This window comes from Mesorhizobium sp. CNPSo 4684 (genome assembly GCF_057784315.1).
This window is the reverse complement of the sequence record NZ_JBWLUX010000007.1, coordinates 53495-69012: the sequence shown is the minus strand read 5'-3', so window position 1 is coordinate 69012 and position 15518 is coordinate 53495. Positions and strand designations below refer to the sequence as shown.

Sequence of the window (15518 nt, the reverse complement as noted above, 5' to 3'; positions counted from 1 at the left end):
GCTTGTAGGTCGATTCTGTATCGGCGGTGTGTCGCGCGGAGCACACAGAAGGTTCATCGCGGTTGCATTGCCGATGCAGAGCGCGCCTTGTAGGATAGCGTTCGGCCACAAACCAAGGATGAAAGAGGTTGTCCCCGGCGGATTCCCCGCCGCGTGCCAATTATGCAACGGCCGCGCCCGCTGGGCTCAGATCGTCGCCACCCAGGCGCGGGCAATGGCGAGGCCGGCAGCGTCGGCGTCGGGGCCGTTGCGGGCCATTTCGCCATCGAGCCGGTCATGCCAGTCGGGATGGCGCTCGGCGATGAGCGGTGCGAAGGATGTGCTCCAGTCCTTCACCATCGGCCGGTCGGCTTCGAAATGGAACTGGAAGCCGTAGACGGCGCGGCCGATGCGGAATGCCTGGTTCTCGGCAATATCGCTGCCGGCTAGCCGCACCGCATTTTCGGGCAGTGCGAAGGTGTCGTCGTGCCATTCGAAGATGGGGAAATCCTGGGGCAGTGCGCCAAGCACCGGATCGGTCTTGGCGTCCGGTGTCAGCGACACCTTGTGCCAGCCGAATTCCGAGGCGCCGCCGATCTTGTTCTCGCCACCGAAAGTGCGGGCGACCAGCTGGCTGCCCAGGCAGATACCGAGCACAGAGCGATCCTTGGCGGCGAAATCGCGGGTCAGTTCGAGCAGCGCCGGGAAATAGGGGTAATCATCGTCGGCCAGCGCGTTCTGACCGCCGCCCAGCATCACCATGGCATCGTGCCCGGTCGCGTCGTCGGGCAGCGGATCGCCCTTGTAGGGTCGGCGCAGGTCGAGATCGGCGCCGGCTTCGGCAAGTGCCGCGCCGACCTGGCCGAGACCGGTGTTGTCGTAGTTCTGGACCACCAGCACCCGCATACGGAAATCCACCTGACATGAAATGACGCGACGAGCGATATCATGTCGCCAGCATTGCAGCCAAGATGCGCGTTCCAGGAGAGAGCTATGCCACTGCAAAACCGGGTCGATCCGTTCGGCGCCATTCATGCCGTGCCGGAACGCGGCCTGTTCACCGGCAATCGCGGCATCATCCACGACCCGCAGACCAAGGCGCTGCTGAAAAAGCGCTGGGCGCTTCAGGCGTGGATCATCTGCGTATGCAAGTTTGGCAATGTGCGGCGCGAGCCGATGGGCCGTAATCGGCCGGGTGGCAAGGCCGGCTGGACCGAGCTGTTCTTCCTCGACGAGGTGACGGCGCTGGCCGCCGGGCACCGGCCCTGTTTCTACTGCCGGCGTGAGCGAGCCACGGATTTTGTCGGCCGTTTCGGCAAAGCTTTCGGTGTGACCGAGCCGCGCGCGCCAATGGTCGACAAGCGTCTGCACAAGGAGCGGCTGGCTTCGGGCGGCAAGCCACCGGCGATCAAGGCGGAAGATTTGGCCGGATTGCCGGACGGAGCGATGATCGCGGATGCCGGCACCGCCTATGCGTTGCGCGGCGGCAAGACACTGCGTTGGTCGTTCGCGGGTTACGGTGGTGCGGTAGGGTTTGCGAGCTTTGCCGGTCGACAGGTTCACCTGCTGACACCGGCGACAACCGTTTCGGTGTTGCGGCAGGGCTTTGAACCTGTGTGGCATCCTTCCGCCGAGGCTTGACGCCGGGAACCGCCTCGCCCATTCCTCGGCGATGCGCGCCAACTATAAGATGCAGCGGCTGTTCGTGCCGGACGATCTCGCGGTAGGTATCGAATTCGATGCCGGCCAGCAGCAGAGCCATTATTTGATGCATGTGCTGCGACTTGGCGAAGGCGCCGAAATCCTTGTCTTCAACGGCCGCGATGGCGAATGGTCGGCGGCGATCGCCTCCAAGTCGAAGAAAGCGGTGCGGCTGAAAGTTCTGGTCCTGCAGCGGCCGCAACCGCCGCTGCCCGACCTCGTCTACTGCTTCGCCCCGCTGAAGCAGGGGCGGCTCGACTATCTCGTGCAAAAGGCGGTGGAGATGGGCGCCGGCATCCTGCAGCCGGTGATCACCCAGCACACGCAAGTGGCAAAACCCTCCATCGATCGCCTGCGCGCCAATGTCGTCGAGGCGGCCGAACAATGCGGCATACTGGCCGTGCCTGAGGTGCGCGATGCGGAAAAATTCGAGCGCCTGCTCTCCGGCTGGGACAAGGAACGGCGGCTGATCTTCTGCGACGAGGACGCCTCGACCAACAATCCGCTGCCGGCATTGCAGGCGATCAGGGAAAGGAAGCTTGGGCTGCTGGTCGGACCGGAAGGCGGCTTTTCCGATGACGAGCGCAAGATGCTGCGGGCCCTCCCCTTCGTCACCGCCATCCCGCTCGGCCCACGCATCCTGCGTGCCGACACGGCGGCGGTAGCCGCCCTTGCCGTGATGCAGGCGACGGTCGGGGACTGGTGAGACTTCGCCTATTGCAAGGGACGGGCGAGGCAGTCACATTCAATTCCTGTTGACCTGTGGCTCAGGATTTTTCGCTTGATCGGCTACTGACATTTCGTCCATCTAGCGCCGGCGGTCTTTCGAGAGCCGCAAAGGGGGTTCCTATGGCGCGCGACACAACCGATTTTCGGCCCATCGAAGGCGTAGACGAACTGGTCGAACACCTGGCCGAAGGCAACAAGCCTCGTGACAAATGGCGCATCGGCACCGAGCACGAGAAGTTCCCCTTCTATGTCGACGGCAACGCGCCGGTGCCCTATGGCGGCGAGCGCGGCATCCGCGCCATCCTTGAAGGCATGCAGCACAAGCTCGGCTGGGATCCGATCATAGATGACGGCCGCATCATCGGCCTGGTCGAGCCGACCGGCCAGGGTGCGATCTCGCTGGAGCCCGGCGGCCAGTTCGAACTGTCCGGCGCACCGCTGGAATCGATCCACCAGACCTGCCGCGAGGGCAATGCGCATCTGGCGCAGGTGCGCGAGATTGCCGAGCCTATGGGCATCCGCTTCCTCGGCCTCGGCGGCAGCCCGAAATGGTCGCTGGCCGAGACGCCGAAAATGCCGAAATCACGCTACGAGATCATGACCCGCTACATGCCCAAGGTCGGTAGCAAGGGTCTCGACATGATGTACCGCACCTGCACCATCCAAGTGAACCTCGACTTCGAGAGCGAAGCCGACATGCGCCGCAAGATGCAGGTGTCGCTGAAGCTGCAGCCGCTGTCGACGGCGCTGTTTGCCAATTCGCCCTTCACCGACAGCCGGCCGAACGGGCTGCAGAGCTGGCGCGGCGATATCTGGCGCGACACCGACAACCGGCGTTCGGGCCTGCTCGAATTCTGCTTCTCGCCCGAGTTCGGCTTTGCCGACTATGTCGAATGGGCGCTCGACGTGCCGATGTATTTCGTCATTCGCGACGGCCACTATCACGACATGACGCACGTCACCTTCCGCCAGTTCATGGCGGGTGCTGCGCGCAATGAAGTGCCCGACGGACTGCCGACGATGGGCGACTGGGCGAACCATCTGTCGACCTTGTTTCCCGATGTGCGGCTGAAGCGCTTCCTTGAAATGCGCGGGGCCGATGGCGGGCCGTGGCGGCGCATCTGCGCGCTGCCGGCCTTCTGGGTCGGCCTCCTCTATGACGAGGCAGCGCTTGACGCCGCCGAGGCGTTGACCTCGAGCTGGACCTATGAAGAAACGCTGGCGATGCGCAATGCGGTGCCGGAACAAGGTATTTCTGCGCCGTTCCGCAACACGACGCTGCGCGACATCGCCCGCGACGTGCTGGTCATTTCGCGCATGGGCCTGAAGAACCGCGGCAAGAAAAACCGCGACGGCTATGACGAGACCTCGTTCCTCAACACACTGGACGAAGTGGTGGCGCGCGGCACCACCAGTGCTGAGGAAATGCTGTCGGCCTACCACACGCGTTGGGGCGGTTCGATCGAGCCGGTGTTCATGGAATATGCCTATTAACGGCGCGGCTCGAGCTGCGGCAAAAGCCGCTTCAATCGAGCATTGAAACCAACTAGGCTCTCCTCGAGGATTTCCCGGAGGAGAAACCGATGCCCACCTTGTTCGACATATTGGCGCAGGCCCAGAACGGCAATGGCATGCAGGCGCTTGCCCAGCAGTACGGGCTTTCGATGCAGCAGACACAGGCTGCGGTCGCCGCATTGCTGCCGGCTTTCTCGCAAGGGCTGCAGCGCAACACCGCCGACCCTTACGGGCTCGGCGCTTTCATGACGGCGATGGCAAGCGGCCAGCACGCCAAATATTTCGAGGACGCGACCAGGGCTTTCTCGCCGCAAGGCGTCAATGAGGGTAATGGCATTCTGGGTCATCTGTTCGGCTCCAAAGAGCTGTCGCGCGCCGTGGCCAGCCAGGCCGCGCAGGCGACCGGCGTCAGTCAGCAGATCCTGCAGCAGATGCTGCCGGCCATCGCGTCGATGGTGATGGGCGGACTGTTCAAGCAGACGACGGACCAGTTGATGGGGGGCCAGATGCAGGCCGCCGGCGGCTTCGGCGGTGGCAGCAATCCGCTCGGCGAGATCATCGAGCAGATGATGCGGCAGGCCGGCGGCGGCGCACAGCAGGCGCCGCAGCCGGCACCCAATCCTTACGGCGAGAACCCGTTGGGCAAAGTGCTGCAGGACATGTTCGGCGGTGGCGCGCAACAGCCGCAAACCCAGCCGCAACAAGCGCCCAACCCCTATGGCGACAATCCACTCGGCAAGGTGCTTCAGGATATGTTCGGTGGCGGCGCGGCACAACAGCCGCAGGGCCGCGCGCAGCCAACGCAACCGCAACAGACTCAGAGCCCTTACGGCGACAATCCGCTGGGAAAGATTTTTGAAGAGATGCTGCGGCAAGGCGGTGGCGGCGGCTTGGGCCTGCCCGGTGGCCAGCCAAGCGGGCAGCCGGCGCCACAGCAGCCCCAGGCGAAGCAGCGCCAAGCGCCACAACCGCAGGCCAATCCGAGCGGCAGGCCAAGAAATCCGTTCGACGATATTTTCGGCAAGATGTTCGAGACCGGCGCCCAGCAGCGCGACGAGTATCAGAAGGGCGTGGAAACGATCTTCGACCAGTTCAAGCGGGACATGGACCGGCGGTAGTCAGAGGCTAAGCAAAAAAGAAAAGCCCGGTCCTGGAGGAGGACCGGGCCAATGTGCAGGCTGGCCGGCGGGGATCCGGCAGGGAGTGGGGACGCCTGCGATACTTCTTGGTCGCCGCGAGCCGCAGAAGGGTTCACGGCGACCGAAACAAAGTGCTGCCGATCAGGCTACCTTGCGGGCAAGATTTTCGATCGTGTCGGCACGATCACTGGCGATCGCACGCAGCTTCACGGTCGGATCACCGCCGAACGGCACATCGATGGCGACATGGAGGTCGGCGCGCGTCAGGCCGATATCGGCGAGTTCGGCGTCCGACATTTCGCCAAGGCGATAGAAGGCGCGGCGATTTTTCCAGGCCTGGAAGGCGTTGAGAAGAGCATTGGCCACGCGCGTCGCAACGGCCGGACGCGAGGTGATGCGCGAGGTCTCGGTGGCGAAATCGATAGTGGTCATGTCAGTCTCCTTCGGAGTCGAGCGGACGAAGCCGGGCAAACAGTGCTTGGGAGAAGCACCGTTCCGGTCTCGATTCACATGCCTTCATGTGGATGTCAGGGAATTTGCCACGACGCGATTGATTAATCCAACGAATGTTTCTAATCTTTAGCATCAACGCCAGTGATGGATTGGACCCGATGAAAGCGCCACTCGATCTCGACCAGTTGCAGACCTTCATCTCGATTGCCGATACCGGCAGCTTCACCCGCGCGGCCGAGGAAGTGCTTCGCACCCAGTCGGCGGTGTCGATGCAGATGCGCCGGCTTGAAGAGCGGATCGGCAAGCCGCTATTCGAAAAGGACGGCCGCACCAACAGGCTGACCGAGGAAGGCGACAAGCTGCTCTCCTATGCACGGCGCCTGCTCTATCTCAACCGCGAGACGCTGGCCGCCTTCGACGACCGGCGGCTCGAAGGCACCATCCGCATCGGCACGCCCGACGACTATGCCGACCGCTTCCTGCCCGAGATCATGGCGCGCTTCACGCGCTCCAACCCGCGCGTCGAGCTGACCGTCATCTGCGAGCCGACGCCGGGGCTGGTCGAGCATATCAAGCGCGGCAATCTCGATTTGGCGCTGGTGACGCACAACGATACGCGCGGCCAGTCGGAAGTGGTGCGGCGCGAACCACTTCTGTGGGTAACCTCGGCCAACCATGCCACGCATGAACAGGAAGTGCTGCCGATGGCCTTCGGCCGGCCGAATTGCATCTGGCGGCGCGCCGCCGTCGATGTGCTCGACCGGCAGAACCGCGACTATCGCATCCTGTTCACCAGCTTCTCGGCAACCGTCATCACCGCCGCGGTGCTGTCGGGGCTCGCAATCTCGGTGCTGCCTGAATGCGCGCTACGGCCCGGCATGCGGGTGCTGGGCGAAGCCGACGGTTTCGGCGTCCTGCCCGACTGCCGCATCGGCATCATGCGCGGCCAGACCTCGCGGCCGGAGATTGTCGATGCGCTGGCCCGCCATATTTCGGAAAGCCTCGACAACATTTCCGTGCCGCTCGGCGAAGAGGCGGGAAGCTTCGATTTTGCTGCACTCGCCTTCGCCAAGATGAAGCGGAGCAAACCCAACCAGATTCTGCCGGGCTGGTAGGGCGGATCAGGCCGACGCGGCTGTGAACCTGGAACGTCAACGGGCTGCGTTGTTCGCGGCTCATGCGTCCTGCTTGGCGGCAAAATCAATCAAGCCGGGCTTAAGATCAAGTTATGGAATCTTGACGCGGAGCGACAACAGCCGCTCAATCGGCGCATGAGCGACGCAGCATCCGAATCACGCACCAACGCCACCGAATATACGGTGAGCGAGATTTCCGGCGCGCTTAAGCGCACGGTCGAGGATGTCTTCGGCCATGTGCGGGTGCGCGGCGAAATCTCCGGCTATCGCGGGCCGCACTCTTCCGGTCATGCCTATTTCACGCTCAAGGACGACCGCGCGCGGCTCGACGCCGTGGTTTGGAAAGGCACGATGAGCCGGCTGAAATTCCGCCCCGAAGAGGGGATGGAGGTGATCGCCACCGGTAAGCTCACCACCTATCCCGGCAAATCCAACTACCAGATCGTCATCGATAATCTCGAGCCGGCCGGCGCCGGTGCGCTGATGGCGCTTTTGGAAGAGCGCAAGCGACGGCTGCAGGCTGAAGGGTTGTTCGACGCCGGTCGCAAGCGGCGACTGCCGTTCATGCCATGCACCATCGGCGTCGTCACCTCCCCGACCGGATCGGTCATCCGCGACATCATTCACCGCATCAAGGACCGCTTTCCACTGCATGTGCTGGTCTGGCCGGTGAGAGTCCAGGGCGAGACGGCAGGCGCGGAAGTGACGGCCGCCGTCAACGGCTTCAACACGCTGGCCCGGGATGGCGCCATTGCCCAGCCCGACCTTCTAATCGTGGCGCGCGGCGGCGGCAGCCTGGAAGACCTCTGGGGGTTCAACGACGAAGGTCTGGCGCGTGCGGTTGCCGCCTCGCGCATTCCGGTGATTTCGGCCGTCGGCCACGAGACCGACTGGACGCTGATCGATCTCGTCGCCGATATGCGGGCGCCAACGCCGACGGGCGCAGCGGAGATCGCGGTGCCGGTGAAGGCGGATCTCGAAGCGACGCTCGCCAGTCTTGGCGCACGGCTCAAGGCGGCAGTCTTGCGCAATTTCGAACGCAAACGGCAGGCCTCGCGTGCGGCCGCCCGCGCGCTCCCCTCGCCCGACCAGTTGCTGGCGCTGCCGCGCCGGCGCCTGGACGAGGCGACCAGCCGGCTCGGCCGGGCGCTGTCGGTCAGCATCGAGCGCAAGCGGACCAAGCTTCAGGGACAGCGGCTGACGCCGGCCACCCTGTCGCGACGCATCAACGAGGCACGCACGCTGACCGGACGCGACCTGGCGCGGGCGCAAGCAGCATTTTTCGGCATCGTGCGCGAACGGCGCACCCGGTTTTCGCGCACAGCAAAGCGGCTGTCGCCGGCGCCGATCGCCAGGCGGCAGAAATTGCAGGCGGACGCGCTGGCAGCACTGACGCGCCGCCAGGATCATGCGGTTTCGCGACGGCTCGACCGGCTGCGCGGACAGTTGACCCAGGCGGACCGGCTTCTGGCGACGCTGTCGCACAAGGCGGTGCTGGCGCGTGGCTTCGCGCTGGTCAAGGACGCTGAAGGCGCAGTGATCAAGCTGGCGGCGGATGTCGCGCCGGGCGCTCCGCTGCAAATCGAGTTCGCCGACGGCACCACGAATGCGGTTGCGACCGGCGGCACGGGGCAGCCGGAGGCAGTTGCCAAACCGGCTACGCCTGCCAGCAAGCCCGCGGTCACCAAGGCTGCCCCCAGCAAACCAAAAGAACCGGGCAATCAGGGCTCGCTTTTCTAGAGCGTTTCGTCGTTTCGCGGAAACGACGAACCGCCCCTATCTCTTTGTCTTGACGCAATTCCGGACGGAAAACCGCTCACACTTTTCCTGGAATTGCTCTGGAGGACGGCATGACCGGACACGACCCGCATCTTCAAACGCCGGCCGGCACGCCACGCGCCCGTGCGTTCGGCATTGCCTTTGAAGGCACGCCAGGCCGCTTCAATGCCATCACCGACGTGCCCGGTGTGAGCGTCGGCTATGCGACGCTGATCTCAGGCGATGGTCCGCTCGATGTCGGCACAGGACCGGTGCGCACCGGCGTCACCGCCATCCTGCCGCGACCGTTAGCGGAGCTCGCCACGCCGGTGTTTGCCGGCGTGTTCAGCCAGAACGGCAATGGCGAGCTGACGGGCTCGCATATCATCGAGGAGGTCGGCGCCTTCAACCTGCCGGTCACCATCACCAACACGCATTCCTGCGGCGTCACCCGCGACGGCACGCTGCGCTGGATGCAACGCGTGCTGCCGGCGGCACTCGACAGTGGTTGGGGGCTGCCGGTCGCGGCGGAAACCTATGACGGCTTCCTCAACGACATCAACGGCCATCATGTCGGCTTCGAACATGTCGAAGCCGCGCTCGACGGTGCCACCGGCGGAACCATCGAGGAAGGCAGCGTCGGCGGCGGCACCGGCATGATCGCCTTCGGCTTCAAGGCCGGCTCGGGCACGGCGTCGCGCATCGTCGAATGGCAGGGCATCAGGCATACGGTCGGTGTGTTCGTGCAGGCGAATTTCGGCAAGCGGCACAATTTCACGCTGCGCGGCGCGCGCGTCGGACCTGATCTGGTGGAACCGGCGATGGGCGAAGGCACGCCGCGCGCCGAGAAGGGTTCGATCATCGCCATCGTCGCCACCGATGCGCCCTTCCTGCCGCATCAGATGAAGCGGTTGGCAAGGCGTGTGCCGCTCGGCATCGCCATGACCGGCGGCTTCGGCTACCACAGTTCGGGCGACATTTTCCTCGCCTTCACCACCGCCAACCCGCAAGCAGCACTTGCGCCGCCAGGACAGATGGCCAGCGCCGCTTACATTCCGGATGTCGATATCGATCCGTTCTTCGATGCGGTGGTGCAGGGTGTGGAAGAGGCGATCCTCAATGCGATGGTCGCCAATGAGGATATGAGCGGGCGCGACGGCAATTTCGTGCCGGCGCTGCCGAAGGCCTGGCTGAAAAATCGGTTTGGATAGAGGGGAGCCCGGCTCTGGCGGCCGCGCCTGACATTTATTCGGCGGGCTTGCCCGAATTTGCGTTGCTCTGGTCGGCCTCGGCCGCCTCTTCGAGCCGCGAGGCGATCAGCTCCTGGATGTCGCCGACTTCTTCCTGGATATCCTCCAGCGGGATGCCGACCTCGGCCGCCTTGGCGGCGCATTCCTTGGCCAGGGTCTCGGCCTGCTTCTCGATCTTTACCGGCGAGTGCTGGCAGTGGACCTTTTCACCAATCCACCCGCGCAAAAACTCGATCGCATGTTCACTCATACTGCTTTTCCCTGGCGGCTATGCCGGTTGGTAATCGTAAACGTCCGCACCCGGTAAAGGATGCATGCCCGCATTCGAACCGAGTCGGCTTCGCTCGGCAAGCCGATCTTGCCCGAGGTCCACAAAGCCGAAGGAAGGGAAGGGTTCAAGGAGCACGTTCTGATTGTTTGATAGAGTGGTACCGTTGGCTGGGATCGAACCAGCGACCTCCGGATCCACAATCCGGCGCTCTAACCATCTGAGCTACAACGGCACGTTCGCCTGAGCCAGATCGTGGTGAAAAATTCATTCTCCGAGATCCGCTCTGTCGTTCGGCGATGCGTCCAATACGGTCTATCAGAGTCTAATTCAAGGCCTTTGATAAGGCAAAGCCCGGTTCCTCGAGCGGGCGCCGCTTTTCAGCAGGCAAAAGAAAAGGCCGGCGGGAGGAGGTGCCGGCCTTTTCCTGTTACGAGCCAGCGGGAGGAGGTGCTGGCTGGTCACCCCGGAGAGCAGAGGGAGGAGGTTCCACTCGCCGGGTATTCACTGGACAACTCATCGCACATCTATTTGTCTGACGAAATGCGACGTTTTGATGCATCGCAGAGTTGTGCGTAATTATTAGGCGGCCTTGATGTCCTTCAGGGCCTTCTCGAAAGCGGTCTTGACCGGCTTGGAGACGTCTTCGGCAGCCTTTGAAGCAACGGCCTGGAATTCCTTGGCCTGCTCGACGGTCGACTCGACGCGCTTGCGCAGGAAGGCGGTCTGCAGCTCGACGACTTCCGACAGCGACTTGGCGCCGATCAGGGCTTCGAGATGCGAGAAGCCGGCTTCGGCATTGGCGCGCAGAGCGGCGATGGTCTTGAGCGACAGGTCGCTGGAAACGGTCTTGGCGGTCTCGAAGGTCGATTCCAGAACTTTCTGGGTCTCTTCGGCGCCGGTCTTCAGCTTGGAATAGGCTTCCTTCGACTGCTCAACGCCCTTTTCGGCGAAAGCGCGGATCTGGTCGGTCGCCTTGGAGGCGTCGAAGCTCGGGAATTCAACGTTTTCGATGGTCTCAGCGGTCTTGGCCTTGGTCATTTTCCATCCTTTCGGGAGGTAGCGGCTTTGACAGAAAGCCGTCTCGTTCATGTATGATGGCAATATAGCGGTTTTTTTGTGCGATGCAATATCTTTGTTGCAGTGCACCATAAATTTCTTCCGCGACGTTACCCCCGGGCATTACCCAAGGGTCGTTAACCAAGAGGCCAGAGATTCCGTCTGCTTTCCGCCACGGCTTGTGGACCTTCGCCGCGTGGGCTTTTATTAACAAAGCGTTAACTGCAAATTGCCCGCCTTGTAGGTTCGCCAAGAGGTTTCACCGAAAGGGTCCGCCAAGCGCATGCCGTCCGAGAACTACTCTTTCCTCGATGTCGCCGTGCTCGACGCGGTCCGCCGGCGCTTCGCCGCCGGCGACGCGATCGCGATTCTGTCGGCTGACCTCGAACAGGTGATCTGGGCCAACGGGCCGGGCGCGACGGTGTTCGGCTATCCCGATATCGAAGCCATCATCGGCGCCTCGGCACAGCTGCCGCTGATCGCCAGGCGGCAGATCATGGCGACCGCAGGCTTTCCGAAGATCGGCAGCGACCGTGCCATCACGGTGCGACTGGCGACCGGCATGACCAGCCGCGCCGTCGGCTTCCTGGCCAGTGCGGTGACCATGCCGGACGGCGAAAGCGCTATCATGCTGGCGCTGCCGGCAGCGCAGACCGGCTCGCGCAGTGCTGCAGACATTGCGGCCCGCGCCATCAGCGGCTTTAACGAAGACGGCCATTTCATCGCCTTTGTCGACGCCGCCGGCACCGTCGAGGCGGCTTCGGATGGTTTTGCCGCGCTCGCCATCCGGCCTGAAACGCTGGCGGCGCTCGTCGCCGATGTGGCGAGCCAGGACGACCGCATCGTCAAGCGGCTGGTCCCGGGCGGTACCACGTCCTATCCGGCGGGCTTTGCCCGTCTGACCGAGTCCAGGCATCTGCTGGTGGTCATCGACGAGGATCAGCTCGGGGAGGAAAACCCCGTCGGTGAGCTGGATGCCGAACCCGCCGCAGCGCAGCAGGACGCGGGCCCGACGCAAGCCGCCCCAGAGGACGCAGTAACAGCGGATGCAGTAGCCGACCAACCCGCAGCAAGCGGCAATCAGGGCGCACCGCTCGCGGTCGTGCCAGACGTCGCCGAGGCCGCTCCGACGGCGACTGAGCATGATGCTTCGGCGTCAACCGATACAAAGGCAGGCGATCGCGGGCAAACGACCGGCCGCGAGCAGGCGGCGAACGACAGCGCGCCTGTGCAACATGATCATTGGTACTTCCATGCCGGCGAAGAGCCGCAGGCGAGCGAGCCGGACAGCCCGACCGAAGCCGAGCCGGAATCGGTTGTGTCGGCGGTGAGCCCGCAGCCGGACAGTACTGTTGCCACCTCGCCCACCCTGCCCTCCAATGTAACCTCACCGGCTGCGCCACCCGCCGCCCGCGAGATCGACCGCACGGCGCCGCCGCTGCGTTTCGTCTGGCGCACCGACGCCGAGGGCAAATTCAGCGCGTTGTCGCCGGAATTCACCGACATCGTCGGCAAGCCCGCCGCCGACGTGATCGGCCGCCGCTTCAAGGATGTCGCGGCAACATTCGGCCTCGATGCCTCTGGCGAGATCGCCGGCCTGCTCGAACGGCGCGACACCTGGTCGGGCCGCTCGGTGCTGTGGCCGGTGACCGGCACGGACCTGAAGATTCCTGTCGATCTGGCGGCACTCCCCGTCTATGGCCGCAGCCGCGCCTTCGAAGGGTTCCGTGGGTTCGGCGTCGCCCGCGCCAGCGATGCGGTGGTCGATCCGGAAGCGATCGGCATGGCGCTGGTCCCCAACGGCACGCCACCGGCGGCAGCCGAGCGAGCCGCGGAACAGACCGTGGCGGAAGCTCCCAAGGCGGCCGATCCGTTCGAGGGCGAAGTGCCTGCACTGACCATCGTGCCGAAGCAGGAACGGCGTTTCGCCGACAAGGTCATTCGGCTGGCCGAGCATCGGCAGCCCGCCAATGATAAGGGCCTGTCGACGCTGGAACGCAGCGCTTTCCGAGAGATCGGCGAGCGGCTGAAGAAGGACAATCCTCCGCCGGAGCAGCCGGAAACCAGCAAGCCGGCCGAACCTGCCAAGCCAGATCAGGTGGCGCCGGCCCAGGCCGGGCCGGACCACGCCAAGGCAGATCAGCCCAAGCCGGATCATGTCGAGGTGGACCAGGCTGAAACGGCCGCGCCAGCCCAGCAACCCGCCGAAGCCACGGACAAGACCATCCCGGCAGCCGCATCCGAAACACCGGCAATTGAAAGCGAAACGGCTGAGGCCGAACCGCCCGAAGGCGACGCCGAGGACGAAAAGGATCTGGCGCGGCTCGACGGCGCCGAGCCGGACAAAGCGGCTGCAGACAAGGATGCGGGCGAGACGAAAGCGCCGATCGTGTCGCGCTCGCTGCTCGACTATGCCGATCCCGAACCAGGCTCCGTCACCGGCGAAGGCGACGCGGCGACGTCTTCCGGTAGCGAACCGGCGCCGGCTTCCGAGCCGGTAGAGACGAGCGCACAAGAGACCGTCGAAGCTTCCGAACCGCAACCGGCTGTTGCCGAGGCGCCGGCCGATGCCGGCGAAGACGACAGCATGACTGCCGCCGATTTCCGCGATGCCGAGGACAATGAGGATTGGGCCCCGGCTGGCGAGGCGACCGGTTCGGCCGTGCAAGACGGTGACAAGGCCGGCGCTGCGGACACCGCGCCGGCAGAACCGCCGCGCCTGAAAGTGCCGCCACTCAAGCTTGAAGGGTTCGTGCCCTCGGCATTTTCGGCCGGAGATGAACACAAGGCGCCGGACACCTCGTTGCTCGGCAGATTGCCGGTGCCGCTGCTGATCCATTCCGGTGACGAGCTTTACTACGCCAATGAGGAATTCCTCGGCCTCACCGGCTATGACACGCTCGAGGATTTGAGCGATGCTGGGGGCCTCGACGCGCTATTTGCCGATCCCTATTCTGAAGCGGCAGATGAAAGCGACCACGCGCTTCGGCTGAAGACGCGCGAGGGCCAAGAATTTCCGATCGAAGCCATTTTGCGATCGGTGCCATGGCGGGCCGGCAAGGCGCTGATGCTGGTGGTGCGGCGCACCGGCGACGATGAGGCGCCGGTGGCTGCGCATGTCGCAGCTGAAGAACAGACGCAGCCCGACGTTTCCGAGCTCAAATCGCGCATTGCCGAAATGCGCACCATCATCGACACCGCGACCGATGGCGTGGTGCTGATCGGCCGTGACGGCGACATCCGCTCGATCAGCAGGCCGGCCGAGGCGCTGTTCGGCTTCGACAGCGACGAGGTGACCGGCAAGCCGTTCGCCTCGCTGTTTGCCATCGAAAGCCAGCGCGCGGCGCGCGACTATCTCAACGGCCTGTCCGAGCCCGGCGTGGCGAGCGTCATGAATGATGGCCGCGAGGTGATCGGGCGGGAGGCGCAGGGGCGCTTCATTCCGCTGTTCATGACCATAGGCCGGCTGCCCAACGACAGCGGCTTCTGCGCCGTGGTGCGCGACATCACGCAGTGGAAGCGCGCCGAGGAGGACCTGACCCAGGCGCGCGCGGTGGCCGAGCGCGCCTCCTCGCAGAAGACCGATTTTCTCGCGCGCATCAGCCACGAAATCCGCACGCCGCTCAACGCCATTATCGGCTTCTCCGAGCTGATGGTGGATGAGAAGTTCGGCCCGGTCGCCAATGACCGCTACCGCGACTATCTGCGCGACATCAACCGCTCGGGCAATCATGTGCTCGACCTCGTCAACGACCTGCTCGACATCTCGAAGATCGAGGCCGGCCAGCAGGAGATGGACTACGAGGCGGTGTCGCTCAACGATACGCTGGGCGAGACGGTGGCGATGATGCAGCCGCAGGCCAATCGCGAGCGCGTCATCATTCGCTCCAGCTTTGCTTCGCGGCTGCCGGAAGTGGTCGCCGACCTCAGAAGCGTGCGCCAGATCGCGCTCAACATCCTGTCCAACGCCATCCGCTATACGCAGGCCGGCGGCCAGGTGATCGTGTCGACCGCCTATGAAACCTCCGGCGACGTCGTCATGCGGGTGCGCGACACCGGCATCGGCATGAGCCATGCCGAGATCGAGCAGGCGCTGAAGCCGTTCAAGCAGATCAATGCGCTGAAGCGCGGACGCGGTGACGGCACTGGGCTCGGCCTGCCGCTGACCAAGGCGATGGTGGAGGCCAACCGCGCCCGCTTCACCATCACCTCGACACCCGGCGAAGGCACGCTGGTCGAGGTCGCCTTCCCGTCGACGCGTGTTCTGGCGGAATAGAGCCGCTCCATCCAGAACCGGCACAAAGAAAAGGCGTCCAACAGGACGCCTTAAAGGGATTTTGCTGTCACAACGGGGGCTTGAGCGAATCTGATCCTCAGGGGACGAGGAACGGGATTTCTCCCTCAAGTTACGTGCGACTATCGACGCCGGGCCTTAACAACTTCTTACCGGCCGCCCAAAAAATTTACGAATGTGTACCACTCGTGAAATCTAGGTAAATTCGACCGATATATCTCGTTAACCATGCCGGCG

The 15518-nt window shown here is 64.0% G+C and carries 12 protein-coding genes and 1 tRNA gene; 8 read left to right on the top strand and 5 right to left on the bottom strand.

The window, feature by feature from the left end:
- Positions 1-186: 186 nt before the first annotated feature.
- Positions 187-885, bottom strand: coding sequence for a type 1 glutamine amidotransferase (locus tag AC04SG_RS08130; RefSeq protein ID WP_203279822.1), 699 nt, complete (start codon positions 883-885; stop codon positions 187-189).
- Positions 886-972: 87 nt separating this feature from the next.
- Here AC04SG_RS08130 and AC04SG_RS08125 point away from each other — a divergent pair, with 87 nt between their 5' ends.
- The 4 genes from AC04SG_RS08125 to AC04SG_RS08110 all read left to right on the top strand — a co-directional run bounded on the left by AC04SG_RS08125 (position 973) and on the right by AC04SG_RS08110 (position 5042).
- Entirely contained in the window at positions 973-1620 is a 648-nt protein-coding gene (locus tag AC04SG_RS08125; protein WP_488550608.1) for a hypothetical protein, read from the top strand.
- A 31-nt stretch (positions 1621-1651) separates the two neighbouring features.
- A complete protein-coding gene (locus tag AC04SG_RS08120) occupies positions 1652-2386 on the top strand; it encodes a 16S rRNA (uracil(1498)-N(3))-methyltransferase (RefSeq protein WP_488550607.1) in 735 nt (244 codons plus the stop codon).
- A 143-nt stretch (positions 2387-2529) separates the two neighbouring features.
- A complete protein-coding gene (locus tag AC04SG_RS08115; protein WP_488550606.1) occupies positions 2530-3903 on the top strand; it encodes a glutamate--cysteine ligase in 1374 nt (457 codons plus the stop codon).
- Positions 3904-3992: 89 nt separating this feature from the next.
- Positions 3993-5042, top strand: coding sequence for a DUF937 domain-containing protein (locus AC04SG_RS08110; RefSeq protein ID WP_488550605.1), 1050 nt, complete (start codon positions 3993-3995; stop codon positions 5040-5042).
- Positions 5043-5204: 162 nt separating this feature from the next.
- Here AC04SG_RS08110 and AC04SG_RS08105 read toward each other — a convergent pair whose 3' ends face one another.
- Positions 5205-5495: a DUF1127 domain-containing protein gene (locus AC04SG_RS08105; protein ID WP_488550604.1), complete on the bottom strand. Its 291-nt coding sequence runs from the start codon at positions 5493-5495 to the stop codon at positions 5205-5207.
- A 179-nt stretch (positions 5496-5674) separates the two neighbouring features.
- Here AC04SG_RS08105 and AC04SG_RS08100 point away from each other — a divergent pair, with 179 nt between their 5' ends.
- The 3 genes from AC04SG_RS08100 (at position 5675) to AC04SG_RS08090 (ending at position 9621) form a co-directional block, all read left to right on the top strand.
- Positions 5675-6631: a LysR substrate-binding domain-containing protein gene (locus AC04SG_RS08100; RefSeq protein ID WP_488550603.1), complete on the top strand. Its 957-nt coding sequence runs from the start codon at positions 5675-5677 to the stop codon at positions 6629-6631.
- Positions 6632-6787: 156 nt separating this feature from the next.
- The gene (xseA, locus tag AC04SG_RS08095; RefSeq protein WP_488550602.1) at positions 6788-8392 is read left to right on the top strand and encodes an exodeoxyribonuclease VII large subunit; all 1605 of its coding nucleotides are present in this window, start codon (positions 6788-6790) and stop codon (positions 8390-8392) included.
- 110 nt (positions 8393-8502) lie between these two features.
- Complete coding sequence (locus AC04SG_RS08090) at positions 8503-9621, top strand: DmpA family aminopeptidase (RefSeq protein WP_488550601.1); 1119 nt, start codon at positions 8503-8505, stop codon at positions 9619-9621.
- Between the two features lie 34 nt (positions 9622-9655).
- On the opposite strand, the gene AC04SG_RS08085 is transcribed toward AC04SG_RS08090, so the two are convergent.
- From AC04SG_RS08085 to AC04SG_RS08075, 3 genes are all read right to left on the bottom strand, one after another.
- Positions 9656-9910, bottom strand: coding sequence for a DUF768 domain-containing protein (locus tag AC04SG_RS08085; protein WP_192248174.1), 255 nt, complete (start codon positions 9908-9910; stop codon positions 9656-9658).
- A 176-nt stretch (positions 9911-10086) separates the two neighbouring features.
- Positions 10087-10163 (bottom strand) — tRNA-His (locus tag AC04SG_RS08080).
- Between the two features lie 347 nt (positions 10164-10510).
- Positions 10511-10969: a phasin gene (locus AC04SG_RS08075; protein ID WP_112561969.1), complete on the bottom strand. Its 459-nt coding sequence runs from the start codon at positions 10967-10969 to the stop codon at positions 10511-10513.
- Positions 10970-11270: 301 nt separating this feature from the next.
- Between AC04SG_RS08075 and AC04SG_RS08070 the strand changes: the two genes are divergently transcribed.
- Complete coding sequence (locus AC04SG_RS08070; protein ID WP_488550600.1) at positions 11271-15263, top strand: PAS domain S-box protein; 3993 nt, start codon at positions 11271-11273, stop codon at positions 15261-15263.
- The last annotated feature ends 255 nt before the right edge of the window (positions 15264-15518 follow it).

Excerpts from the sequence above, each read along its gene's own strand:
- AC04SG_RS08130 (WP_203279822.1), bottom strand. The coding sequence starts at position 885 with ATGCGGGTGCTGGTGGTCCAGAACTACGACAACACCGGTCTCGGCCAG.
- AC04SG_RS08125 (WP_488550608.1), top strand. The coding sequence starts at position 973 with ATGCCACTGCAAAACCGGGTCGATCCGTTCGGCGCCATTCATGCCGTG.
- AC04SG_RS08120 (WP_488550607.1), top strand. The coding sequence starts at position 1,652 with ATGCGCGCCAACTATAAGATGCAGCGGCTGTTCGTGCCGGACGATCTC.
- AC04SG_RS08115 (WP_488550606.1), top strand. The coding sequence starts at position 2,530 with ATGGCGCGCGACACAACCGATTTTCGGCCCATCGAAGGCGTAGACGAA.
- AC04SG_RS08110 (WP_488550605.1), top strand. The coding sequence starts at position 3,993 with ATGCCCACCTTGTTCGACATATTGGCGCAGGCCCAGAACGGCAATGGC.
- AC04SG_RS08105 (WP_488550604.1), bottom strand. The coding sequence starts at position 5,495 with ATGACCACTATCGATTTCGCCACCGAGACCTCGCGCATCACCTCGCGT.
- AC04SG_RS08100 (WP_488550603.1), top strand. The coding sequence starts at position 5,675 with ATGAAAGCGCCACTCGATCTCGACCAGTTGCAGACCTTCATCTCGATT.
- xseA (WP_488550602.1), top strand. The coding sequence starts at position 6,788 with ATGAGCGACGCAGCATCCGAATCACGCACCAACGCCACCGAATATACG.
- AC04SG_RS08090 (WP_488550601.1), top strand. The coding sequence starts at position 8,503 with ATGACCGGACACGACCCGCATCTTCAAACGCCGGCCGGCACGCCACGC.
- AC04SG_RS08085 (WP_192248174.1), bottom strand. The coding sequence starts at position 9,910 with ATGAGTGAACATGCGATCGAGTTTTTGCGCGGGTGGATTGGTGAAAAG.
- AC04SG_RS08075 (WP_112561969.1), bottom strand. The coding sequence starts at position 10,969 with ATGACCAAGGCCAAGACCGCTGAGACCATCGAAAACGTTGAATTCCCG.
- AC04SG_RS08070 (WP_488550600.1), top strand. The coding sequence starts at position 11,271 with ATGCCGTCCGAGAACTACTCTTTCCTCGATGTCGCCGTGCTCGACGCG.